The 25,844-nt window shown below is 31.9% G+C and carries 21 protein-coding genes and 2 tRNA genes; 14 read left to right on the forward strand and 9 right to left on the reverse strand.

Translation table 11 applies throughout. The features are described 5' to 3' along the window. Positions 1 to 17 precede the first annotated feature (17 nt). Together GN138_RS04820 and GN138_RS04825 are read right to left on the reverse strand one after the other, a co-directional pair. Positions 18 to 782 carry an alpha/beta fold hydrolase gene (locus GN138_RS04820; protein ID WP_157362663.1) on the reverse strand — a complete coding sequence of 255 codons (765 nt, stop codon included), beginning with the start codon at positions 780 to 782 and terminating at the stop codon, positions 18 to 20. Positions 783 to 849: 67 nt separating this feature from the next. Further along, the gene (locus GN138_RS04825) at positions 850 to 1,563 is read right to left on the reverse strand and encodes a pyridoxine 5'-phosphate synthase (RefSeq protein WP_157362664.1); all 714 of its coding nucleotides are present in this window, start codon (positions 1,561 to 1,563) and stop codon (positions 850 to 852) included. Positions 1,564 to 1,653: 90 nt separating this feature from the next. Between GN138_RS04825 and GN138_RS04830 the strand changes: the two genes are divergently transcribed. The 9 genes from GN138_RS04830 (at position 1,654) to GN138_RS04870 (ending at position 10,396) form a co-directional block, all read left to right on the forward strand. Then, positions 1,654 to 2,310, forward strand: coding sequence for a CBS domain-containing protein (locus GN138_RS04830; RefSeq protein ID WP_157362665.1), 657 nt, complete (start codon positions 1,654 to 1,656; stop codon positions 2,308 to 2,310). Between the two features lie 85 nt (positions 2,311 to 2,395). Next, positions 2,396 to 3,274 (forward strand): NAD kinase, encoded by an 879-nt coding sequence (locus GN138_RS04835; RefSeq protein WP_157362666.1) that lies wholly within the window; start codon positions 2,396 to 2,398, stop codon positions 3,272 to 3,274. A 110-nt stretch (positions 3,275 to 3,384) separates the two neighbouring features. Next, positions 3,385 to 4,074 (forward strand): type IX secretion system protein PorG, encoded by a 690-nt coding sequence (porG, locus tag GN138_RS04840; RefSeq protein ID WP_157362667.1) that lies wholly within the window; start codon positions 3,385 to 3,387, stop codon positions 4,072 to 4,074. Between the two features lies 1 nt (position 4,075). Continuing rightward, entirely contained in the window at positions 4,076 to 4,816 is a 741-nt protein-coding gene (locus GN138_RS04845; protein WP_157362668.1) for an isoprenyl transferase, read from the forward strand. After that, positions 4,788 to 7,367, forward strand: a complete 2,580-nt coding sequence (bamA, locus tag GN138_RS04850; RefSeq protein ID WP_157362669.1) for an outer membrane protein assembly factor BamA — start codon at positions 4,788 to 4,790, stop codon at positions 7,365 to 7,367. Before GN138_RS04845 ends, bamA begins: the two co-directional genes overlap by 29 nt. Positions 7,368 to 7,506: 139 nt before the next feature. Then, positions 7,507 to 8,619 (forward strand): OmpH family outer membrane protein, encoded by a 1,113-nt coding sequence (locus GN138_RS04855; protein WP_231743044.1) that lies wholly within the window; start codon positions 7,507 to 7,509, stop codon positions 8,617 to 8,619. A 48-nt stretch (positions 8,620 to 8,667) separates the two neighbouring features. Next, complete coding sequence (locus GN138_RS04860) at positions 8,668 to 9,168, forward strand: OmpH family outer membrane protein (RefSeq protein ID WP_157362670.1); 501 nt, start codon at positions 8,668 to 8,670, stop codon at positions 9,166 to 9,168. Between the two features lie 63 nt (positions 9,169 to 9,231). Next, a complete protein-coding gene (gene murI / locus GN138_RS04865) occupies positions 9,232 to 10,011 on the forward strand; it encodes a glutamate racemase (RefSeq protein ID WP_157362671.1) in 780 nt (259 codons plus the stop codon). 85 nt (positions 10,012 to 10,096) lie between these two features. Further along, on the forward strand, positions 10,097 to 10,396 hold the full coding sequence (locus GN138_RS04870) for a GTPase (protein ID WP_157362672.1): 300 nt from the start codon (positions 10,097 to 10,099) through the stop codon (positions 10,394 to 10,396). Positions 10,397 to 10,398: 2 nt separating this feature from the next. Here the strand turns inward: GN138_RS04870 and GN138_RS04875 are convergent, their stop codons facing one another. The 5 genes from GN138_RS04875 to GN138_RS04895 form a co-directional block, all read right to left on the reverse strand. Further along, positions 10,399 to 10,914, reverse strand: a complete 516-nt coding sequence (locus GN138_RS04875; RefSeq protein WP_157362673.1) for a gamma carbonic anhydrase family protein — start codon at positions 10,912 to 10,914, stop codon at positions 10,399 to 10,401. A 184-nt stretch (positions 10,915 to 11,098) separates the two neighbouring features. Then, positions 11,099 to 11,293 carry a 30S ribosomal protein S21 gene (gene rpsU, locus GN138_RS04880; RefSeq protein ID WP_008269492.1) on the reverse strand — a complete coding sequence of 65 codons (195 nt, stop codon included), beginning with the start codon at positions 11,291 to 11,293 and terminating at the stop codon, positions 11,099 to 11,101. Between the two features lie 100 nt (positions 11,294 to 11,393). Next, complete coding sequence (locus GN138_RS04885) at positions 11,394 to 12,257, reverse strand: sigma-70 family RNA polymerase sigma factor (RefSeq protein ID WP_157362674.1); 864 nt, start codon at positions 12,255 to 12,257, stop codon at positions 11,394 to 11,396. A gap of 116 nt (positions 12,258 to 12,373) precedes the next feature. Further along, positions 12,374 to 15,064 carry an AsmA-like C-terminal region-containing protein gene (locus GN138_RS04890; RefSeq protein WP_157362675.1) on the reverse strand — a complete coding sequence of 897 codons (2,691 nt, stop codon included), beginning with the start codon at positions 15,062 to 15,064 and terminating at the stop codon, positions 12,374 to 12,376. Between the two features lie 111 nt (positions 15,065 to 15,175). Beyond that, a complete protein-coding gene (locus GN138_RS04895; RefSeq protein ID WP_157362676.1) occupies positions 15,176 to 15,880 on the reverse strand; it encodes a queuosine precursor transporter in 705 nt (234 codons plus the stop codon). A 72-nt stretch (positions 15,881 to 15,952) separates the two neighbouring features. Here GN138_RS04895 and folK point away from each other — a divergent pair, with 72 nt between their 5' ends. Next, on the forward strand, positions 15,953 to 17,101 hold the full coding sequence (gene folK / locus GN138_RS04900; RefSeq protein ID WP_157362677.1) for a 2-amino-4-hydroxy-6-hydroxymethyldihydropteridine diphosphokinase: 1,149 nt from the start codon (positions 15,953 to 15,955) through the stop codon (positions 17,099 to 17,101). Positions 17,102 to 17,281: 180 nt separating this feature from the next. Here folK and GN138_RS04905 read toward each other — a convergent pair whose 3' ends face one another. Both GN138_RS04905 and GN138_RS04910 read right to left on the reverse strand, forming a co-directional pair. Then, positions 17,282 to 17,938, reverse strand: a complete 657-nt coding sequence (locus GN138_RS04905) for a class I SAM-dependent methyltransferase (RefSeq protein ID WP_157362678.1) — start codon at positions 17,936 to 17,938, stop codon at positions 17,282 to 17,284. 248 nt (positions 17,939 to 18,186) lie between these two features. After that, positions 18,187 to 18,744 carry an RNA methyltransferase gene (locus GN138_RS04910; protein WP_157362679.1) on the reverse strand — a complete coding sequence of 186 codons (558 nt, stop codon included), beginning with the start codon at positions 18,742 to 18,744 and terminating at the stop codon, positions 18,187 to 18,189. Between the two features lie 220 nt (positions 18,745 to 18,964). Here GN138_RS04910 and mutS point away from each other — a divergent pair, with 220 nt between their 5' ends. The 4 genes from mutS to GN138_RS04930 all read left to right on the forward strand — a co-directional run bounded on the left by mutS (position 18,965) and on the right by GN138_RS04930 (position 25,478). Then, a complete protein-coding gene (gene mutS / locus GN138_RS04915; protein ID WP_157362680.1) occupies positions 18,965 to 21,577 on the forward strand; it encodes a DNA mismatch repair protein MutS in 2,613 nt (870 codons plus the stop codon). Positions 21,578 to 21,671: 94 nt separating this feature from the next. Next, positions 21,672 to 21,743: transfer RNA gene (locus GN138_RS04920), tRNA-Gly, on the forward strand. A 47-nt stretch (positions 21,744 to 21,790) separates the two neighbouring features. Next, a tRNA-Leu gene (locus tag GN138_RS04925) sits at positions 21,791 to 21,875 on the forward strand. A gap of 393 nt (positions 21,876 to 22,268) precedes the next feature. Continuing rightward, positions 22,269 to 25,478, forward strand: a complete 3,210-nt coding sequence (locus GN138_RS04930) for a T9SS type B sorting domain-containing protein (protein WP_157362681.1) — start codon at positions 22,269 to 22,271, stop codon at positions 25,476 to 25,478. Positions 25,479 to 25,844 lie beyond the last annotated feature (366 nt).

The raw sequence follows: 25,844 nt of genomic DNA on the forward strand, positions 1-25,844 counted from the left end.
AATAATATGATTTATTCCTAAGATACAAAATTAATTACTGCATCATAAAAATCTTTAGGATTTTCTGCATGCAACCAATGGCCAGCATTAGATATAGTAATAATTTTTGAGTTAGGAAAATGACGATGAATAAGAGCTTCATCTGCTTCTGCAATATATTCGGAGCGGTCACCTCTTAGAAATAAAGTGTCTTTTTCAAAAATAGCATGTATAGGCAATGCTTCTCCAACTTCTGCGACGTTCTCTTTTAAAACTTTGAGATTAATGCGTAAGCCTAATTGGCCTTTTTCTACCCAATATAAATTTTTAAGTAAAAACATGCGTGTACCAATGTCATTAACATAGTTGCTTAATACGTTATCTGCTTCTCCTCGTTTTTTTATTTTAGAGAAATCTAATTTGCTTAAACCTTCTAAAATGGCATCGTGATGAACAGGGTAATAGCGTGGTGAAATATCAGCAACTATTAACTTATTGACTAATTCGGGATATTTTGAAGCAAAAAGCATTGCGGTTTTTCCACCCATGGAATGACCTAATAATATAATATCTTTTAAATTATTAGAGTCGCAGTAGGCTTTTAAATCGTCTGCCATTAAATGGTAATCAAATGCATCAGAATGAAAACTACGACCATGATTTCTTTGGTCTACAAGGTGAATTTCAAAATTAGATTCAGAAAATTGTTTGGCTAAAGTTTTCCAATTGTCTCCCATGCCTAAAAATCCATGTAGAATAATAAATGGTTTGCCTTCGCCTATAATGTTTGCGTGTAATGTCATGTTTTTTAATGTAGTTTCAAAGTTTCAAAATGATAATATAGTCATAGAATTTTTGCAACGCTTTAAGCTATTTTAGCCGATCTAAATACATGGCAATAACATTTTCAACCCCTAAATATAGACTCTCGGCAATTAAAGCATGGCCAATAGAAACTTCTAATAAACCAGTGATATTTTCTTTAAAGAATTTAATATTTTCTAAAGATAAATCATGGCCAGCATTAATGCCTAACTGCATTGTGTTTGCTAAGCCAGCACATTCCATATAAGGGTTAATGGCATCTTTGTTACCTAATCTATATTGATGTGCATAGGCTTCAGTGTAAAGCTCAATTCTATCAGTACCTGTTGCTTTGGCACCTTCAATTTGGTGTAAGTCTGGATCTACAAAAATAGAGGTTCTAATTCCGTTATTTTTAAACTCTTTAATCACATCTATTAAAAAATCTTTATGTTTTAAAGTGTCCCAACCAGCATTAGAAGTAATAGCATCTACTGCATCTGGCACCAATGTAACTTGTGTTGGTTTAATTTTTAATACCATATCCACAAATTTTGGGATTGGATTACCTTCAATGTTATATTCTGTGTATACTTCGGTTTTTAAGTCGTATGCGTCTTGGTAACGAATATGTCTTTCGTCTGGTCTAGGGTGTATGGTTACACCTTCGGCACCAAAACGCTGCACATCTTTAGCAAACTGAACAACATTAGGTACATCACCACCTCGACTATTTCTTAACGTTGCAATTTTATTTATATTAACACTTAATTTAGTCATTATAATAGATTTTGAAATACAAAAATACAAAGTAGATAGTGCACTTTGTGGTTATTTTTAATTAATTTGCATTATAATTAATATTGAATAATGGAGCTTCAAAATTTTGTAATTAACGATGTAAAACCGCTTAGTTTAACGGATAAAATTAGCGATTTAAAATTGTTATTTAATCAGTTAACGTATTCTCACATACCTGTTTTAAATGACAATATTTATTTGGGTTGTATATCTGAAACTGATACGCATTGTTTTGACAGTAGTATTACCATTAGTGACTGTAATTATGCAATAGAGGGATTTTACGTTAGGACAACAACAAATTGGTTAGATGTTTTAGAAGCATTTGCTCAAAATGACTCTAACATTATGCCGGTGTTAGATCAACATAATAAATATCTAGGGTATTATGAGCTTAATGATATTATTCACTTATTTAACGAGACGCCATTTTTTGCAGAACCAGGCGGTATTTTAATAGTAGAAAAAGGAATTAATGATTATTCTTTTAGTGAAATAAGTCAGATTGTAGAGTCTAATGATGCTAAACTTTTAGGTGCATTTATCTCTAAAATGGATGGCGATTTAGTGAAAATTACAATTAAAATAGGTAATACTAGTTTAAATGAAGTAATTCAAACCTTTAGACGTTATAGTTATAATATTGTTTCTGGCCATGAAGACGATTCTTACCTCGAAAGTTTAAAAGATCGGTCTCAGTATTTAGATAAATACCTTAACATGTAATATTTTGTGCGGCTAAAAAAGTAAAAAAGAAGATTATTAGTCCATAATAAAAGGTCGTTGTTAATAAGTAAGAGAGTAGAAAGAAATGAAAGTAGCAATTTATGGTCAGAATTACATAAAGGAAACCACGCAGAAAGCTGTGGAACAACTTTTAGATGTGTTATTAAGAAAAGAAGCTCATATTTTTTTTGAAAGTGAATTTATTAAAACGCAAAACTCTGCAATTCAAAACAGTTCCGCGGTTAGAAAATTTAAAGAGCTAGATGAGTCGTTTGATTTACTCATAAGTGTTGGAGGTGATGGTACCATATTACGAGCAGTAACCTATGTTAGAGATTTAGGAATTCCTATAGTTGGCATTAATACTGGTCGTTTAGGTTTTTTAGCAACAATACAGATTAATGAAATTGAAAACGCACTTACAGAAATTTTTAAAGGCGAATATAAAATATCAGAGCGTTCTTTATTAAGTGTTTCTACAGATCCAGAACATAAGGACATTCTTAAAACTAATTTTGCCTTAAATGAAATAGCCATCAGTAGAAAAAACACAACCTCTATGATAACGGTAGATACGCACCTTAATGATAAGTATTTAACGTCTTATTGGGCAGATGGACTTATTTTGTCTTCTCCCACTGGATCAACAGGTTATTCTTTAAGTTGTGGAGGTCCTGTAATTGCGCCAGATGCAAAAAGTTTTGCAATAACACCAATTGCACCTCATAATCTAAGTGCACGCCCATTAATAATCCCAGATAGTACAATCATTAAATTAAAAGTAAACGGCAGAGAAGACCAATTTTTAATGTCTTTAGACTCTAGAATTGTTACACTTTCTAATTCAACAATAGTAACCATAAAAAAAGCAGATTTTGTTGTAAAGATGGTAGAGTTATTAGATGAATCTTTTTTAGAAACACTTCGCAAAAAATTACTTTGGGGAGAAGATAGACGTAACTAATCAATAAATTTTACAATAATTACCTATAAAAACAGTTAATCTGTAAGACATTTTGTTTCAAATTGTTCCACAAAATCTTAATTGTTATATTTGCAAACTTTGGAAAATTTATGAAGTATTTTTTTCTATTTTTATTAGGTACGTTTATCATTAATATTACGAGCGCTCAAATTTATGAGGTTGGTATTTTTGCTGGTGGTAGTAATTTTATTGGAGACGTTGGTTCTAGTAAGTATATTTCGCCAAATCAGTCTGCTTTTGGAGTCTTAGCGAAATGGAATAGGAGTCCAAGACACTCTTTTAGAATGTCAGTGATTTTTACCGATTTAGAAGGATTAGATAGTAAATCTGATGATGCCAGAAGAGTAGAACGCGATTACAAATTTAACACAAGTATTGTAGAAATATCTGCTGGAATGGAATTTACCTTTTTAGATTTCGATTTGCATACAGTGGGTATGAAAGGAACACCGTATTTATATTCTGGTATTACGGCAGCGCATCATGATAATTTTTATTTTTTAGATTCAGGTCAGTTAATTTCAGAAGATACAACCAGTTGGGCTTTTGGTATTCCTATGGCATTAGGTTACAAAACCAATATTTCTAATCACCTTATATTAGCGGCAGAAATTGGTGCACGTTATACCTTTTCCGATGAATTAGACGGTAGTGTGCCAGATGCAGATTTTAGAGAACAATATAGTTTTGGTAATACAAATAATAATGATTGGTATATGTTTACTGGATTTACGTTAACTTACACCTTTGGTCGTAGACCTTGCTATTGTAATTTTTAAAATGAGTATCAAAGAACAAATAAATAAAGATAAACTTCCTCATCATCTAGCCATAATTATGGATGGTAATGGGCGTTGGGCTAAGCAGCAAGGATTAATTAGAGCTATTGGCCATGAGAACGGAACAAAAGCTGTAAGGCAAACTGTTGAAGCGAGTGCAGAACTTGGTATAAAGAATCTTACACTTTATGCATTTTCTACAGAAAACTGGAACCGACCAAAATTAGAGGTTCAAACTCTAATGAAACTTTTGGTTAAATCATTAAAAAAAGAGATTAAAACATTACAAGATAATGGCATTAAACTTAATGCTATTGGATGTTTACATGATTTACCTAAAAAAGCGCATACAGAACTATTAGATGTTATTGATAAAACAAAGAATAATAACAATATGACATTAACCTTAGCATTAAGTTATGGTTCTCGTGAAGAAATTGTTAATGTTATTAAAGAATTGTCAGTTAAAGTTAAAAATAATATAATTTCTTCTGAAAGTATTGACGAATCAATTATTAATAAGCATCTTTACACGCAAAATTTACCAGACGTAGACTTACTTATTCGCACAAGTGGAGAACAACGTATTAGTAATTTTTTGCTATGGCAAATAGCCTACGCAGAGTTATATTTTACAGATATTTTATGGCCAGATTTTAAAAAAGAAAATTTATATGAGGCAATCATAAACTATCAAAACAGAGAACGAAGATTTGGAAAAACAAGCGAACAACTTACCTAATAATTCAGTATTGAAGTCATTTACTAAACTTTTTTGTACTGTATTCCTTTTTACAATTTCATTTTACAGTAATGCTCAGGTAGAAGGTGGAGAGACCTATTTAATTAAAGAAATTACCGTAACAGGTAATACTAACTTTAGTGCACAAACTATTATTGCCTATTCTAAACTTAGAAAGGATGAAGAAATTCAAGTAGGTGGAGAAAAAATTGCAAATGCAGTTAAGACGCTGTGGAAATCTAACCTTTTTAGTAGTATTGATATATATGTTACTGATATTGATGGTAGCACAGCTAACTTAGAAATTAACTTAAGTGATTTGCCAGAATTAAAAGACCTTACAATAGAAGGTATTAAGAAAGGTAAAAAAGATGAAGTTATCGCAGAGAACAAGTTAAAAACTGGTATTAAGGTTACTGAAAACTTAATTTCAACAACAAAAAATTATTTAACTAATAAGTACAGAAAGAAAGGATTCTTAAATACTAAAGTAAATATTTCAACATCTCAAGTTATAGATTCTGTAGAAAAAGAGCGTGTAAACATGCGTATAGACATTAATAAGGGAGAAAAAGTAAAAATAAAAGCCATTAATTTTGAAGGTAACGCTAAAATAACAGACAAAAAGCTTCGTAAAGCAATGAAAAACACGAAGCAAAAAAGTTTAAGTCCGTTAAGAATTTTAAAGCGTTCTAAATATATAGAAGACGATTTTAAAGAAGATTTAGTAAGTGTTGTAGATTATTATAAGGAGAATGGTTATAGAGATGCCAGAATTATTTCAGATTCTATTTCTTATTTAGATGATAAGACCATTAATTTAGATATTAAAGTAGAAGAAGGTGAAAAATACACCTTTGGTAAAATTACTTTTGTTGGAAATACAGTATACTCAGACAGGCAATTAGGACTTCTTTTAGGTATTAAAGAAGGTGATACTTATAATGGAGTAGAATTACGAGAGCGTATTGCAGATGAAACTAATCCAGATGCTCAAGATATTACTAATGCCTATCAAAATAATGGTTATATGTTCTCTACTATAAACCCAGTTGAGGTTAGTGCAGAAGGTAACGTTATAGATATGGAAATCAGAATTTCTGAAGGTAAGCCAGCTTATTTTAATAATGTAACGGTAGTTGGTAACGATGTCACAAATGATCATGTAATTTACAGAGAGATAAGAACACGTCCAGGTGAGTTATATAGAAAATCTGATATAATTAGAACCATTAGGGAATTAGGACAGTTAGGATTTTTTGATGCACAACAAATCGCTCCAAATATTAAAAATCCAAATCCAGTAGATGGAACTTTAGACGTAGAATACTCTGTGGTAGAACAAGGGTCTAGTCAAATACAACTGCAAGGTGGTTACGGAGGAGGTGGCTTTATAGGTACTTTAGGGTTGTCGTTTAACAACTTTTCAATTAAAAATATTTTTAATAAAGAAGCCTATAAACCAGTGCCAAGAGGAGATGGACAAAGTTTGGCACTAAGATTACAAGCTAGTCAATATTTCCAAACTTATAGTTTCTCGTTTAGTGAGCCATGGTTAGGTGGTAAAAAACCTTACCAAATGTCAACATCATTATCGCATTCTAAGCAGTTTTTATACGATTCCTCAACAGGAGGTGCAGATAGAGATAGAAGTTTTAATATTACTGGTATAACCTTTGGTTTATCTACAAGACTTTCTAAACCAGATGATTATTTTGTACTATCGCAAGCCTTAAGTTATCAGCATTATAATCTAAATAATTACACGACGAGTTTATTTACTTTCGGAGACGGCTTTTCAAATAACCTGTCTTACACAATTGGATTAAGTAGAAATGATCTTAGAGTAGATCCAGTTTTCCCAACAGGAGGTTCTAATTTTAGTGTGTCAGCTAAATTCTCATTCCCTTATTCATTAGTTAATGGTGTTGATTACGGAGAGTTGAGTGAAGAATACGATGGTTTAGATTCTTCTGATGCTGATGATTTTGAACGTATGGGAGAAATTGATCAAGAACGTTACAAGTGGTTAGAATTTTATAAAGTAAAATTTAAGGCAGAATGGTATCAGTCATTAACTAAAAAGTTTGTATTAAGACCAAGTATAGAATTTGGGTTTTTGGGTGCATATAACAATGATAGAGGTGTTATTCCTTTTGAAAGATTCTTTTTGGGTGGTGACGGCTTAGCTAATTATTCTTTAGATGGTAGAGAAGTAGTTCAGTTACGTGGTTATCCTAATCAGTCATTATCAGATACAGATGGAGGATCTATTTATAACAAGTTCTCTTTAGAGTTACGTTATCCTATTACACTAGGTGCAGCAGCAAAAATATATGCTTTATCGTTCTTAGAAGCAGGTAGTTCTGTAAATGAGTTTAAAGATTTTGATCCATTTAATCTTCAGAGATCTGCTGGTTTTGGTTTAAGAATATTTATGCCAGCTTTTGGTTTATTGGGTATAGACTTTGGCCATGCGTTTGACGAATCTCCTTATGGAGCAACCGTTAAAAACTGGGAAACTCACTTTATAATCGGTCAACAATTTTAACTTTGGCACGATATTTTCTATTAGCTAAGTAAGAAATTCATCACTTGTTAAAATTTTTAAGAATATATTTCGTTAAATTTGAAGATTAGTAATACTAAAAGTGTAAACCTATAGTCTTACAAACAAAAGGTCTCAAAACATGGAAACAAAAATGATGAAATTCAAAGTTCTTTTTTTATTAATAATAGGGTTATTGAGCTTTAATGCAAATGCACAACGTGGCGTTAGAATTGGTTACATAGATACAGAGTACATTTTACAAAATGTACCAGAATATAAAGAAGCCACTACACAACTTGATAAAAAAGTTCAGAATTGGAAATCTGAGATAGAAACCAAGTTAAATGCTATAGAGCAAAAGAAGAAAGAGTTAGATAACGAAAGTGTTCTTTTAACTAAAGAATTATATGACGAACGTTTTGAGGATATTACTTTTGAGGAAGCGGAGGTTTTAGATTATCAACAAAAACGATTTGGGCCAAATGGTGATTTAATGATTCAAAAGCGTCAGTTAATAGAGCCAATACAAGACCAAATATTCGCTGCAGTTCAAGAAATTGCTGAAACAAAAAAATACGATTTTGTTTTTGATAAATCAGCAGATGTCGTTATGCTTTATTCTGCAGAACGTTATGATATAAGTGAGCAGGTATTAAGAACAATTACTAGAACTTCAAAAAGATCACAAGCCAAAAATAAAAAAGAGCGTAAGGAATTAGAAGAAGAAGAGGTGGTGCCAGAAGTAAGCCAAGCCAAAGATGATCGCCAAAAGGCATTAGATGAAAGAAAAGCTGCTAGAGAAGCTGAATTGGCAGCGAAAAGAGCAGAAAGAGAAAAGGCAATTGAGGATAGAAGAATTGCCCAAGAAGAATTAAAAGAAGCTAGAAGAGCTGAAGCTGAGGCGCGTCGCCAAAAAGCAGAAGATGCTAGAGAAAATAAAACCGAGACAGAAGAAAAGGCTAAAACGGTTGCAACAGATTCTACGAGCAAGGTAGTTTCTAAAATAAAAACAGATAGCACTATAGCTAAAGGTAGCGTTGTAAAAGATTCTACAAGTATTAAGAAACCTAAAACGGCAGCAGAAATTGCAGAAGCTAAACGTCTTAAAAAACTTGAAGAAAGAGCAGCGAGACAAAAAGCGTTAGAAGATAGAAAAGCAAAAATTATAGAACAGCGTAAAAAAGCACGAGAAGCTCGTGAGGAACAAGTAAGAATAAATGATTCTATTGCAAAAGCAAAGAAGAATGATTAAAAACAAAAACAACTATTAATTTATAACACACAAATACAAATTAGAAAAATGAGAAATTTAAAAACACTTTTATTTGCAGCAGTACTCTTTATTGGAGCGACTAGTTTTACTTCAGCACAAGGAAAAATTGCACATATAAACAAGCAAGAGTTAATAAAAGCTATGCCAGAATATGCTACTGCACAGGCAGAAATTGAAAAGTTAGGTAAAACTTACGAGGCAGAAATACAAGGCTCTTATAAAGAGTTAGATGCTAAGTATAAGCAATACAATGCAGAGGCAGAATCTAAAACTGAAGAAGAAAACCTAGCACGTATGCAAGAGGTTGAAGGTATGAAACAAAGTTTAGGTCAATACCAACAACAAGCTCAAAAACAATTGCAAGAAAAAGAATTTAATCTTTTAAAGCCAATTGTTGAAAAAGCAGATAATGCAATTAAAGCAGTTGCTAAAGCACAAGGTTTTGATTACGTGGTAGATGAAGCTATGCTTATTGTTGCAGAAGGAAAAGACCTTATGGCAGATGTAAAAAAACAATTAGGAATGTAATTCTAATTAAAATATATCATTTGAAAGTCGCTTATTTATAAGCGACTTTTTATTTTTGTGTTAATGAGTAAAAGACCTATAGGCATTTTCGATTCTGGTATTGGAGGTACATCTATCTTCCATGAAATCCATACACTTCTTCCTAATGAAAACTGTATTTATTTAGCAGATAGTAAAAATGCACCTTATGGTAATAAATCTAAAAAAGATATTCTAAAACTTAGCATTAAAAATACAGAGTTATTAATTAATAAAGGTTGTAAAATTATTGTTGTAGCCTGTAATACAGCTACAACAAATGCTATTGATTATCTAAGAGAAAATTATAAACTGCCATTTGTTGGTATTGAGCCAGCCATAAAACCCGCAGCATTAAATACACAAACTAAAGCCATTGGTATATTAGCAACTAAAGGGACGTTAAGCAGTCAGTTATTTCATAAAACAACCGATTTATATGCTTCAGGTATTAAGGTAATTGAGCAAGTTGGTGAAGGTATTGTGCCATTAATAGAATCTGGTAAATTAGATTCTAAAGAGATGTACCTGCTTTTAAAAACGTATTTAAAGCCAATGCTAGAGCAAAATATAGATTATTTAGTGTTAGGTTGTACCCATTACCCATATCTTGTTCCTATGCTCTCTAAAATGCTCCCAGACACGGTTAAGATTATAGATTCTGGCTTAGCAGTTGCAAAACAAACAAAGTCTATATTAACGTCTAATGCTCTATTAAATGAATATGCTAATAAACCAACTATCAAGTTATATTCAAATGGAGAGATTGCTATTTTAAATTCAATTTTAGAAAATAAGTTTAACAGCTTTTATTTAGACTTTTAGTAAGGTTTTAGTTTCAAATCTTACTAACTCTGTATGACAGACATTACTTTTTGTATATAATGCTAATTCTGGTAAATTAAATACTTTGTTTGATGCTGTACATAAACTCTTTAGTCCTTCTACATATCAATGCAGTTTATGTGCATTAACACATGATGTATTCTGGGAAAATAAAACATGGAAAAATTTTAGACTTCAAACCAATTTTGAAATGGTGTTTTACCATAAAAACGAATTTGAAGCTAAGTTTTGTAAAGTAGACGTAGCGTACCCAATTATTTTAAAACTAGAAAATAATAAGCTTACAACAGTTTTAATTGCTGAAGTTTTAAATGAAATTACAAGTATTGAAGCGTTAATAGAAAGAATAAACTCTCGTATTTAAACTTATTCTTTAAACCAGCTAGAGTACTTTATATAGTTGTTTGCAATTCGGTCAATTTCACCTGAAATAAGTTCTTTACTAATATCTTTTACTTTTGTAGCAGGTACACCAGCATATATACTCCCAGATTCTACATGTGTATTTTTTGTTACCACAGCACCTGCTGCAATAATACTATTGCTCTCCACAACGCAATCATCCATAATAATACTTCCCATACCAACCAGAACATTATCTTTAATTGTGCAACCATGTACAAGGGCATTGTGTCCTATAGAAACATTGTTGCCAATTGTTGTTGGTGATTTTTGGTAAGTAGCATGGATAACTGCACCATCTTGTATATTTACCTTATTGCCTATTTTAATAAAATGAACATCACCTCTAATTACGGCATTAAACCAAACACTACATTGTTTACCCATTGAAACGTCACCAACAATTGTTGCGTTTTCTGCTACATAGCAATCATCTGGTATTTGAGGAGAGTTACCTCTAACGGTTTTTATTACTGGCATAATTTTTTTTCTTACAAAACGGTTTGAATTAAACTCTAAATTTAAGCTAATGATAGTGCAAAATTTTCATGTCATTAGTCTATATTAAAGATAAAATGAAAAATTAGAATTAAAGAATTTTTTGTATAAAAAAAGAGCAGCACTAGGTGCTACTCTTCAATCTTATTTTATAATAGAGAAAAGACTATACGTTTTCTGCGTCTCTTAAACCTTGTATGTATTCAGCTTTCTGAATTTCTCTTCTTCTCTTAACAGAAGGCTTAGTGAAATAACGAGATTCTCTAAGGTTTTGCATAATTTGCACATTTCTGTGTTTACGCTTGTAACGCTTAAGTGCACGTTCTATATTTTCTCCTTCTTTGATTTCGATTTTAATCATTATCGATATATTTTTGTTAACTAATTCTTGCAAATGGTCGGCAAATATAGGCTAACTATTTGAAAATAAAAAATTAATTCCTTATTTTAGATAATTATTTTTATCCTAAATATGTTTTTAAGATTTTACTCTTACTTGCATGTCTTAGTCTTCTAATTCCTTTTTCTCTAATTTGTCTAACTCTTTCTCTAGTTAAATCGTAAATACTTCCAATTTCTTCTAGTGTCATTGGTGGTTGATCACCTATACCAAAGTTTAAGCGAATTACATCACTTTCCTTTTGTGTTAAAGTCTCTAGTGCACGTTCTACCTCTGTGTTTAAAGATTCTTTCATTAAATCTTTATCAGGTCTTGGTGATTCACCAGAACTAACAACGTCGTAAAGACTAAACGTTTCTCCATCCTTTAATGGTGCATCCATTGATAAGTGACGTCCGGAGTTTTTCATAGATTGTTTAACCTCGCGTTCGCTTATATCTAACTCACGTGCAATTTCATCTGCATTCGGTGGTCTTTGGTTTATTTGCTCTAAGTGAGAAAACGCCTTGTTAATCTTGTTAATAGTACCAATTTTATTTAATGGCAAACGTACAATACGAGATTGTTCTGCTAAAGCTTGTAAAATAGCTTGTCTAATCCACCATACAGCATAAGAAATAAACTTAAAACCTCTAGTTTCATCAAAACGTTTTGCTGCCTTTACTAAACCAGCATTACCTTCATTAATTAAATCTGGTAATTTTAATCCTTGATTTTGGTATTGTTTTGCAACAGATACAACAAACCTTAAGTTGGCTGTTGTTAATTTATCTAATGCTGCTTGATCACCGTTTCTGATTAGTTGTGCTAATTCCACCTCTTCATCAGCTGTTATCAACGGAATCTTACTGATATCTTGTAAGTACTTATCTAAAGATTTATCTTCTCTGTTGGTAACCTGCTTGGTGATTTTTAACTGCCTCATATATCCTTTTTAATATTTAGTGAACCTACATTATAACGGAATATTTTAAATTTCCAAATTATTTATTAAATATTAACTTGTTTTTGTGAAATAATTGCAATTTTGTCGTTTAACGGTTAATTTTTAGTAGAGTCTTTTGCTTTAGTGTCTTCCGTTTTCTTTTTTCCTCCTAAGAGTCCGCCTAAAATATTCCCAACACCTTCCGTTACTTTATCAACGGCTTCTTGTTTTGTAGTTTCTTGATTTGTAGGTGTATCAGTAGTTGTAGAATCAGTTTCTGTGGTTTTTGTATTTCCACCTAAAAGTCCACCTATTAAATCAGTTACTTTATCTTTACCTGAGTTGATTAACTTTTGCTTTTCAATTTCAACTAATTGTTTCGTTAAATTAGTAACACCAGAAGTTAAATCCGTCTGTACATTAGGGCTTGTAAATGTACCGCCAATATTAGCTGTAACCGGAATGGTTAAATTACTAACTTCGCTATCATTTATCTTACCTATTAACTGATTAACATCGCTACCTAAGTATTTTGCAGGCACTTGCAATACTGCATTATAATTCATAGTGTTTGAAAAACTATGAGAACCAGAAACTTCAATAGGAATGTCTTTGTAATTAATAGTAAATGGTTTTACAGAAACTTGGCCGTTTTCAAAACTTAATTTTGTTTTTAGGTCTTTTAAATCGAGCTTACTAAAGTCTATAAAATCTAATTTGCTGTCTAAATTTGAAAGTAAAGGACTATTAGTAGCATTAATATTATTGGTTAATATATCTGCAATGGCGCTACCAGAAATAGAACTTAAGTCTGGTGAAAAACTGCTATCTAATAAGCCGTTAACATCTATTGTAGAATTTAATGTTCCTTGCAGCACTTTAGCAATTGGTGCTAAAGCTTTCAACATATCTAAATCTTTAAAAGATTGCGAAATATCAAAATTTTGCATGGCCAAACTCATATCAAAAGCAGGTTGAGCCTCTTTTGTAGATACATTACCAGATAATCCTAATTGACCATTAAATATATCAGTAGTCATGTTTTTTAAAGTAGCACTTTGGTCTTTAATTAATAACTGTCCTTTTACATTTTTGAGGTTTAAGTTATCGTAAATAACCGTTTTTGCATTAGCCGTTATGGTACAATCTAAAAAATCTGGAATCTTTAAGGATTCTGTTGTTGAGGTGGATTCAGAAGGAGTTTTATTTGTTGTTTCGGCTGTAGGTTCATCTTCAGACATAAAATCTGAAATAGCAAACGTGTTAGAGTTTAAGTTAAAATTACCTTCTAATTTTTTATCGCTTAAAAGAAAACCTAATAAGTTATTAATAGTTCCGGTGGCAGAAAAATCACTTTTTCCGGTTAAGGCATCAAATTTATTTAAGCTAACAGTGCCTGGTTTAAAGGATAAATCTGCTGTATTTATTTGAACAGGATTTATAATGTCTTCCGAAGAAAATATAAAATTGCTCATAGACAGATTACCAGTATTTTTAATACGTTGGTAAGCATTAGTTTCTAGAGCATTCATGTCAAAAGATGTATTAATATTTGCTTTTAAAATACCACTTAATTCATTTTCTAATTCAACAGGATAGGCTTTGGTAATGTTGGCTAAATTTAAAACACCATCGAGTTTAGCATCGATTTGCTGATTTGTTGTTAAGTTTTTTACATGAATTTCAGACTTAAAAATGTCTTCATCAATCTGAAAATTAAGTTTATCAATATTTACAAACGTATCATCTACATTTCCGGTAGTGTTTTTTACTGAGGCATCAATGGCTATGTTTCTCACACTTTTTGGAAGGTCTGGATATTTAAACGATGCATTGTTTGCGTTTAAATTAATATCTAAAGTCGGAATAGTTTCTTCTGAAACCAAACCTTTTACTATGCCATTTACAGTGAAATTTCCTGTAGTGTTTACATTTTCAATATCCTTTGCATAGGCTTTTGGTATTACTGCTAAGAAATCTTTAAAAGACGCTTCAGGATTTTTAAATGTAATATCTATTTGCTGACCTGCTTCTACCAATTGTACAAAACCATCAAACTCTAATGGCAGTGCGTTTATGTAGGCTTTATTTTCTTTAAAGGTATATTTCTGTTGTTCTAAATCTAAATCAATAAGCGCATCTAATTTAATGGTGTTATTACTTAAATACTCAGTACTATCCATTGCAAAAGTTACATTGGCTTCTGTGTTGGTGTCTAATTGCGAAGTGCCACCAGAGAAAATACCTGTTCCGTCGTGGTTAATTTCTGTGAGGTAAACTTTTAAATCTGAAGTATCATCAATATAGGTAAATGCACTATTGTTTAATTCGTAGTGGTCTATGTCAAAACTAAAACCACCAGAACTCTCAGTTTCTGTTGATGTCTCAGTTTCTGCTGATTCGCTTTCCTTTACAATATCATAATTTACTGCACCTGTTTTGTTGGTTTTAATAACAAGTAGCAGCTCATCTGCTATAATTTCATTGATTTCTAAAGGGTCTTCTGTTCCGTTTAATAATTGGGTCATTCCCATTTCAAAAGATAAAGACTTTGCAATCACAAGGTTTTCACCTTCAAAAGGTGCTCTGTTTGTGATTTTTAAATTTTCTACGCTCACTTCAGCTTTAGGAAAGCTACTAATAAGACTTAAGCTAATATCATCAAAGGATAAATCGGCATCTAAATTTTCGTCGGCATAATTCTGTACAATACTGTCAATTTTAGATTCTAAAACAAAAGGTATGGTAATAAGAATTGCAATGAAGATTAGTAATACAATTCCGATAATTTTTAAAAATTTCTTCATAAGGACTATTTGTGGGTTAAAAACAGCATTTTTATAAGATATACGCAAATTACTCTATAAAAGTTGCACTCAGTGACAAGTTTAAGAAGATTTTAATGTTTTGGTTAACCGTTACAGTAAATTTATTTCCTCATTTACCTTAAGCTTAAATCGTTTTCTAAATAAAAACACGCCAAGGTATAAAAATGGCGTGTCTAGTAAAGCGATGATAACTTTAAAAGCAAAACCACTAATGAGTAATCCAGCAAAGTTTTCCCATTCAATAATCCCAAAGGAGCAAAGTAAAGTTACAATAGTAAAAGTGTCCACAAATTGCGAAAACCATGTAGAAAAATTATTTCTTAGCCAAAGATGGTTCCCTTTAGTGAGCCGTTTCCAGAAATGATAAATCTGAATATCCACAAACTGTGCAAATAAATAGGTAACCATACTAGAAAAAACGGCAAGTGCAGTATTGCCAAACACCAATTTAAAGGTGCTATCGTCTACATAAGACCATTTAGTTGCAGGTACATTTGAAGCGGTGTAAATAATTAATAACGAAAATAATGAGGCAAATATACCTACAACCACAATGTCATTAGCGCGTTTTTTGCCGTAAATCTCACTGATTAAATCAGTGATAAGAAATGTAATAGGATATGGTAAGATACCTACCGAAATTTCAAATAATTTAGAACCAAATATGTCAATATCAAAAGGATGCCAATAAAAGAATTTCTGAAAAATTAAATTTGAAACTACGAGTGATGTAATAAATAATCCACCAAGAACGAAGTAAATACGTTGTGCTAAAAGCTTGTCTTTTAATGACATTGAAAATGGTTAATAAATAGTTTCTGTAAAGGTAAAGTTATAAAAATTGTTTTAGTTATTTTGTTGTTTCAAATGAAACCGACTAAAATCACTCACATAGCATTAGGAAGTAACAAAGGCAATAAAATGCAATATTTGCAAGCTGCTATAGATGCTATATTTAAAAAAATTGGTGCAATAAAAAAGATTTCTAAAGTCTATAAAACACCAGCCTTAGGCTTTGAAGGCGATGATTTTTATAATGCCTGTATCATTGTAGAAACCGAATATAAACCAAAGAAAGTTCTAAAATTACTGCAATCAATTGAGGTAGAATTAGGACGAGAAACTAAAACAACTAATGGTTATGCATCTCGAGAAATAGATTTAGATATTTTATTTTTTGAAGAGGAAATTATAGACGAAAAAACCTTAGTGATTCCACATCCTCATTTACAGAATCGTAAATTTGTGCTGCAACCGCTTTTAGATATTGCTAAAGATTTAAAACATCCTGTTTTAGATAGAACTGTAGAAGTATTGTTAACAGAATGTACTGATGAGTCTACCATTGAACCTATAAATATCTGGCTAAAAAACCCAAGAAAATCTTATAGCTTTATTAGTAATAATTACATTGCTATTGAAGGTAATATTGGTGCCGGAAAAACGAGTTTAACCCATAAGATTTCTAAAGATTTTAATGCTAAACTTATTTTAGAACGTTTTGCGGATAATCCGTTTTTGCCAAAATTCTACAAAAACCCAGAACGTTACGCTTTTACCTTAGAAATGTCTTTTTTGGCAGACCGTTTTCAGCAAATTAGTGATGATTTATCGCAATTAGATTTGTTTAAAGACTTTATGGTGAGTGATTACGACGTTAATAAATCATTGATTTTTTCTAAAATAACATTGCCAGAAGACGAGTTTAGACTATACAGAAAATTATTTTACCAGGTATATAAGGACATTGCAAAACCAGATTTATACGTCTATCTCTACCAAAATACAGAGCGTTTACAACGAAACATTAAAAAACGCGGACGAAACTATGAGAAAAATATAAAGGACGATTATCTAAAAAAAATAAATGCTGGTTATCTCAATTTTCTCAAAAGTCAGCCAGAAATGAATGTGAAAATTATTGATATTTCCGATAAGGACTTTGTTAAGAATCGAGAGGACTATTTGTGGTTGTTGGGTGAGATTAATTCGGCTTCAGTTGGTAGTGAGAAGTAAGAAGTTTTAAGTGTAAAGTTGAAAGTGAAAAGTAGGAAGTGAATAGTGTCAAGTCCTTGCTGTCATTGACTGCGTTGAACCACTTTGTTAGGTTTCCGAAATGAGGCACGATTGAGGAATCTCATTATTTATGCTAACAAGAACGATATGATTTCTTGCTTTCGCTCGAAATGACAGAACCTATAAACTATAAAGCGAAGTAACAATAATCCCTTTATTATCCTTTGGAATTATTTCATTTAAAATTTTCACTTCTTTTGCCTTTAAATTGAAAGGTTCTACCAATACATCAACACCACTTTGTTTTTTAAGTCTTATGCCTTGACCTGAAATAATATCTTTATTCGGCTCAAAATTTCCAAGTGGTAAATGTTCTGTGAGAATTACAAATTTATAGTTCGAAAGTTTTTTTACGACTTTCAAAATTTCAGCATTAGATAAATGTTGCAACACTTGTCTTAGTATAATGCAATCGGCTTTTGGTAAGTCTTCTTCAACAATATTTAAGCAATGAAATTCTAAATTTTCAGCTTTAAATAGGTGTTTGTTGCGTTCTATAAGTTTGTCTACAATATCAATACCTATATAATTTTTAGTGTACTGCGTTAGCTGTTTACCAATATTAAAATCGCCACAGCCTAAATCGCAAACTGTTTGTAAATTATTGTGTGATTTTAAAAACTTAGACACAGCATCTAAATAAGGTTTAATAATGTAAGCATCATGAGACCCAAATCCTGAATAAAAATCATAGTCTTTTCCGCCCCAAAGATGTAAATCATAAATCTGATTCATAACGTCTTTTGTTGGCCAAGGTGTCTTTTTTTTCTTTTTCATGATTTGTCGTTCATAGAGTGGAACTTCTTCATTATGTTATTGACTGCGTCAAACCTCTTCGTTATGTCATTCTGAAATGAGGCACGATTGAGGAATCTCATTGTTATAAGGTAAACAAGAATTATGAGATTTCTCGCTTTCACTCGAAATGACGAAACTTTCGTTATCTGTCTTTTGTTCTTAATAACATGGATTTCTGCCTACGCAGGAATGACAGGACTGAGTGAAAGTCTTCCCTTTGGGAAGATTTAGATGGACTTTTCCATCTTAGTAAACACATCCCAAATCACCACACCACAACTCACTGAAATATTCAAAGAATGCTTGGTGCCATATTGCGGAATTTCAATCACAACATCACTCGCGTCAACTACATTTTGGTCAACACCTTTTACTTCATTACCAAAAACAAATGCGTATTTTTCGTTAGGTTGAGGTTTAAAATTATTGAGCATCGTGGCGTTTTCGGCTTGTTCAATAGAGCATATGTTTACGTTCTCCGCTTTAAGTTTTTCTATAATGTCTAATGTGTTTTCGGCGTATTCCCAATCTACAGTTTCTGTACTGCCTAAAGCGGTTTTTCTAATGTCGTTATGAGGTGGTTGCGCTGTGATTCCACAGAGATAAATTTTTTCGATTAAAAAAGCATCACTTGTTCTAAATACAGAGCCAATATTGTTCAAGCTTCTAATATTGTCTAGAATAATTATTATTGGCGATTTTTTAGCATCCTTAAATTCGGAAACTTCTAATCGGTCTAATTCTTCGTTTTTTAGTTTTCTGCTTTTAGTGTACTTCTGTGACATCGAATATGTTTGTCATTCCTGCATAGGCAGGAATCTATTTCTAATTAAATTCTTTTGTGGATTCCTGCCTTTGCAGGAATGACGGCTTCTTTCACTTATCAACAGCTGTAAATAACTTCTAGTCTTTCGGTTTTAATAAGCCTCAAAATATAAGTAATTTAGCAAACTTGCAATTCTGAAATAATTCAGCACAAAAGTATAATTTAAAACGCGATTTCCATTGGCAAAGAAGGCAAAAAAAGTAACACCGTTAATGAAGCAGTATAATGCCATTAAGGTTAAATATCCTGATGCTTTATTGTTGTTTCGTGTGGGCGATTTTTATGAAACTTTTGGTAGTGATGCTGTAAAAGCTGCAAAAATTTTAGATATTATTTTAACTAAACGCGGTGCTGGTAGTGAAAGCGAAACCGAATTAGCTGGTTTTCCACATCATTCGTTAAATACCTATTTGCCAAAACTAGTTAAAGCAGGAGAGCGTGTTGCTATTTGCGACCAGTTGGAAGACCCAAAACAAACCAAGACCATTGTAAAACGTGGCGTCACCGAATTGGTAACACCAGGAGTTGCGCTTAACGATGATATTTTACATTCTAAATCTAATAACTTTTTAGCTGCTGTTTATTTTGAAAAACAACGCATAGGCATCGCTTTTTTAGATATTTCTACAGGCGAGTTTTTAACCTCACAAGGCAATGCAGAATATATTGATAAATTGCTTCAGAATTTTAAGCCCAGTGAAGTTTTAATTTCAAAACAAAGCCGAAAAGTGTTTTCTGAAACCTTCGGTAATGATTTTCATACCTTTTATTTGGAAGATTGGGTGTTTCAAGCCGATTATGCTAATGAAACTTTAACTAAGCATTTCAATACGAAAACGCTAAAAGGTTTCGGAATAGAAGATTTATATGAAGGGATTATTGCTTCAGGTGTTGTATTGCATTATTTAGGAGAAACACGTCATAATAAGTTAGAGCATATTGCAACTATTTCTAGAATTGCAACCGACGATTATGTGTGGATGGATAAATTCACTATTCGGAATTTAGAACTTTATAATTCTACCAATGCCAATGCCGTAACGTTAATTAACGTCATTGATAAAACGATATCTGCAATGGGAGGACGAACCCTAAAACGTTGGTTAGCTTTACCTTTAAAACATGCCGAAAAAATAAAACAGCGTCATGAGGTGGTGAAGTATTTGGTGGAGAATGAATCTGTCCTTCAAGATATTCAAGGACAAATAAAGCATATTGGAGATATTGAACGCTTAATTTCAAAAATCGCCACGACTAAAGTGAGTCCTCGTGAAGTGATTCAGCTTAAAAATTCCTTAGATGCTATTGTTCCTATAAAATCAATTGCTGAAAATTGTGAGAATGAAGCCTTAAAAATTTTAGGCGATAATTTACATCGCTGTGATTTGCTTCGCGATAAAATAAAGGAAACTATAAACGAAGAAGCACCAGTAAATATTTTAAAAGGCAGTACCATTGCTGCTGGTTTTTCGGAAGAATTAGATGAATTACGAGGGTTGTCTCAATCTGGGAAAACCTATTTAGACAATATGCTAAAGCGCGAAAGTGAGCGTACAGGGATTACTTCCTTAAAAATAGCATCTAATAATGTGTTTGGCTATTATATTGAAGTTAGAAATGCTCATAAAGATAAAGTTCCGGAAGAATGGATACGAAAGCAAACCCTCGTTAATGCGGAACGGTATATTACAGAAGAACTTAAAGAATACGAAGCAAAAATTTTAGGCGCAGAAGAGCGTATTTTGGCTATTGAGCAACAGTTGTTTGCAGAATTGGTGACGTGGATGCATCAGTTTATAATTTCGGTGCAGCAAAATGCACAGTTAATTGGGCAACTAGATTGTTTGTGTGGTTTTGCAAGTTTGGCTAAAACGAATAAATACACCTACCCACAAATAGATGATAGTTACGATTTGGATATAAAAGAAGGGCGTCATCCTGTAATTGAAAAACAATTGCCGCTTGGTGAGACATATATTGCTAACGATTTGTTTTTAGATAGAGATGCACAGCAAATAATAATGATTACAGGGCCTAATATGTCTGGAAAATCGGCCATTTTAAGACAAACAGCTTTAATTGTGTTGTTAGCCCAAATAGGTAGTTTTGTGCCTGCTGCTGAAGTTAGAATAGGTTTAGTAGATAAAATTTTTACGAGAGTAGGAGCGAGTGATAATATCTCAATGGGAGAATCTACGTTTATGGTAGAAATGAACGAAACGGCTTCTATTCTTAATAATATTTCAGACCGAAGTTTAGTATTGTTAGATGAAATAGGACGAGGAACGAGTACCTATGATGGTATTTCTATTGCTTGGGCCATAAGTGAGTATTTGCATGAGCATCCATCAAAACCAAAAACATTATTTGCTACGCATTACCATGAGCTCAATGAAATGTGTGAAACATTTGAAAGAATTAAAAACTTCAATGTAGCGGTTAAAGAATTAAAAGACAATGTGCTTTTTGTTAGAAAATTAGTTGAAGGAGGAAGTGAGCACAGTTTTGGAATTCATGTGGCAAAAATGGCTGGAATGCCACAACAAGTCATTCGCCGTGCCAATAAAATTTTATCAAAATTAGAGAAATCTCACTCTAGTGAGGAGCTTACAGATAAGGTAAAAACGATAAAGGATGATTTACAATTGAGCTTTTTTAATCTCGATGACCCTCTACTTGAGGAGATTAAAGATGAGATTTTGAGCACTGATATCAATACTTTAACACCTGTTGAAGCCTTAATGAAACTTAATGAAATTAAGAGAATGTTGCTAAAGAAAAAGCAAGCTTAAATTTTTTTAAATTTTTTTTAAAAAAGGCTTTGAAGTTCTAAGAAATATTATAAATTTGCATCCGCTTTGAAAGCGAAATAGTTCTTTAAAAACTGCGAAAGTAGCTCAGGGGTAGAGCATCACCTTGCCAAGGTGGAGGTCGTGGGTTCAAATCCCATCTTTCGCTCTATTCATTAAAAATATACCAATTTGATTACAGTCTGTAATCAAGATGCTGAAGTGGTGGAATTGGTAGACACGTTGGACTTAAAATCCAATGTCCATTTAGGACGTACGGGTTCAAGTCCCGTCTTCAGTACTTAAAAGCCTTTATCTAGAGAGATAAAGGCTTTTTTATTTTCTCAAAACAACTATTATTCTAACATGATTAATTTGTTGTAGTCCTCATATTTTGAAATAGTACTTCTTATTTATTTTTTGTTTTTATACCCATTTAGCTTTTCTGTGCCTAAATTTTTTTGAAAATGTATTTTTGTTAAATACGTATCTAATTTGTTTTTAAATAAATATTTCTTAAAATTTTATAAGTATTACGTAATTAACGTTAATTTATATCGTTTATTTTATTATTTTAATAAATGAGCATGGTTTAATTATGTGATTTAAAACGTTGTAGAGATACTTAAAAAAGAAAAAATGGATATATTTCAGACTTAAAATTATGTTAAATCTACTATAGATAGTAACTTATATGAAGTATTTAAGTTTAGTATTGTTTTTCTGTTTAAGTTATGTTGGCGTCTCTCAAAATGAAGCTAATATTTGGTATTTCGGTGAAAATGCTGGTTTGGATTTTAATTCTGGTATTCCAATTGCTTTAACTGATGGGCAACTTTCAACTTTAGAAGGGTGTTCTACTATATCAGACCAAAATGGTGATTTGTTGTTTTATTCAGATGGTGTTACCGTTTGGAATAAAAATCATATCGTAATGTTAAATGGTACTGGTTTAAACGGAAATTCTTCAAGTACTCATTCTGCCTTAATAATACCTAATCCTAATGACAGTGATTTATACTATATTTTTACTGTTGACAGGGTTTTGAATTTTGGTACTTCTGCAAGCGGAAATGGTTTACAATACTCAGAAGTTGATATGACTTTAGATGGCGGGTTAGGAGCTATTACAAATAAAAATGTTTTGTTGCATTCTCCAACAACCGAAAAAATAACTGGCGTTAAAAATGCTAATGGAGATGGTTTTTGGGTATTGAGCCATAAAGTTAATAGCAACGAATTTATTGCCTATGAGGTTACAGCAACTGGTGTCAATACTACTCCAGTTACTTCTTCGGTAGGAAATGTTGTTACGGTTATAGGTTCTAATCAAGAACAGAATAATGCTATTGGTCAAATTAAATTTTCGCCAGACGGTACTAAAGTAGCAGTTGCAAGAAGAGGTGGTATGAATGAGGTTGTTTTGTTAGATTTTGATACGTCAACAGGTGTACTATCTAACCAAATTACCTTAATAGATGGTTTAGGTAGTTCGCCAGCGCAAGTGTATGGTTTAGATTTTTCATCTAATAGTAATGTACTGTATTCAAGCGCAGTCTCAGGAGAGGTTTATCAATTTAATTTAGATGCTGGTAATGCTAATGACATTATTAACTCTAAAATACTAATTCAAAATAATTCTACTGAGGCTTATGGAGGTATTCAATTAGGTCCAGATTGTAAGATATATATTGCTAAGCTAAATTCAGGAAGTTTAGACGTTATTGATAATCCTAATGAAGTAGGAACAGGATGTAACTATATTGTAGATGGAGTTTCTTTGGGTGGTAACCTATCTAAGTTAGGTTTGCCTCCATTTAATCAATCTTTATTTAACGTTGATTTTAATTTGGAGGATGAAAATAGAAATATTTTAGCTGATAATCTTGTACTTTGTGAGGATCAATATACATTGTACACAACAGAATTGGTTAATTCTACGGTATATACGTGGTATAAGGATGGAGAATTGATATCAGGTGCAGATTCTTCTACTTATATCGCAACAGAACCAGGAACATATGAGGTATTTGCTTTTGTTTCTGCTGCATGTGGAATTGAATATGAAGATGAGATTGTATTAGAATTCGGTCAGCTTGAAGTTGTAGATGTGGAAGATGAGTATTGTTTAGACGGCAGTATTACAAGTGTAACACTGTCTGACTATGACCTAGAAATTTATACAGGAAGTGTAAGTGCTACTATATCTTATCACTTGTCACAGTCAGATGCAGAATTAAATTTAAATGCTCAAAATACAATGGCTGCAGAGTCAGGTCAATCAGTATTATATGTTAGAGTTGAAAACACAAGTTACCCAGATTGCGTAAGTTATTCTACTTTAACGGTTAATTTCTATGATTTACCAGTCTTTAACAATGTAGATGATTTGTATTTATGTGACGACGACTATGATGGTGTAGCTGCTTTCGATACATCTAATATTGAAACATCTTTATTAAATGGGCAAACAGATATTACAATAGATTATTATGATGAATCAGGTAATTTGTTATCAAGTCCGCTGCCTGATCCCTTTGAAACTCAAACCCAATCTATAACGGTACGGTTAACCAATTCATTTGTAGATGACTGTTATGTTGAGTCCAATATTAATTTTATTGTAAATGAACGTCCAATAGCTTATACATTTGATGGGGATTTTGTCTGTGATGATGTTTCAAATGATGGAGAACATATTTTTAATTTAGATGATTATACCTCTCAAGTGTTAAATGGTCAATCAAGTATAAATTTTGAAGTTCAATATTTTGAAACTGAAATTGATGCAGAAGATAATATTAATTCTTTGGAAAATTTATACACGGTAAGTTCAACTTCTCAAACCATATATGTTAGAATACATAATTTTGATGATATAGATTGTTATGATATAACATCTTTCGATATTGGTGTCTATTATTTGCCACTCGCAAACCAACCAGAGGATATAATTGTATGTGACGATGAATCAAATGATGGTTTTGAAATATTTGATTTAGCAGGTCAAAATGAAGCTATATTAGGAGGTCAGTCTGCAGATGAAAATGTCATAAGTTATTACTTAAGCGAACAAGATGCGGAAACTGGTGAAAATCCACAATCGACAAATTTTATGAATATTACTAATCCTCAAACAATATATGCACGCATTGAAAATGTAAATTCATCAACCTGTTTTTCAATTACATCGTTTGAACTATTGGTGCAGGATGTACCTGTTTTATTGATGAATGAAAATTGGCCTATTTGCGAGGATGGTTTTGTAGAAATTATTGCAGACGAGGGTTATGATTATTATACGTGGTCTTCTGGTGAGACTACAAGAACTATAACGGTTGAGGAACCTGGTGAATATACTGTTACGGTATCAAATGTCTATGGAGATTTAATTTGTAGTGAAGATAAAACGGTTACGGTTTCTATATCTGATATAGCCGTTATTACAAATATTGATACCGAAGATTGGTCACAAAGTAATAATACCATTTCTGTATTTGTTGAAGGAAATGGCGATTATGAATATTCTATAGATGGTGTTAACTTTCAGGCTGATAATGTGTTTACGGATTTGTATGTTGGAGATTACACAGTATATGTTAGAGATTTGAATGGTTGTGGGGTAGTCGATGAAGATGTGTATCTAATTTATTATCCACCATTTTTTACACCGAACGGAGATGGTAAAAATGAAACTTGGCAGTTAATAAACGCTCAGCTAGAACCGGGTAATGTTGTATATATTTTTAATCGTTACGGTAAATTAATTACAGAAATAAAACCTAATGACTTTGGTTGGGATGGAACTTATAATGGTAAAAATATGCCAAGTTCGGATTATTGGTTTGTTTTAGAACGTCAAAATGGTAAAGTTTATAGAGGTCATTTTGCTCTAAAGAGATAGTGTATAATCTTATTTTTAAATGTTTTATATCGTGTAACTCAACTAAAATTATTACCCTAATTTGAGGTAATCATAAGTTTACTTTCATCTTTTTCTATGGGTCTATGGTTATTGTTTTCGGTGTCCTTACAATTTAAAATTCTTAAGTTTTGTATGTTAAATACAGTTTTATTTTTCTATTAACTATGTTATTTGGTTTTATAGAAATTTTTACTAAAATCGCAGGTTTAAACCTTGTGTATTGACCTTTACTTAAATATTCACAAGCTATACAGAGCTTCTTGTAACCTATTATTTATGTATATTAGTACCTTAACAAACTATTGTTTTTAGATGTTTTCATTTTAATTGCGTACTAATAATAAC

Origin of the sequence: Winogradskyella endarachnes (genome assembly GCF_009741275.1) — a bacterium.
Classification (GTDB): Bacteria; Bacteroidota; Bacteroidia; order Flavobacteriales; family Flavobacteriaceae; genus Winogradskyella; species Winogradskyella endarachnes.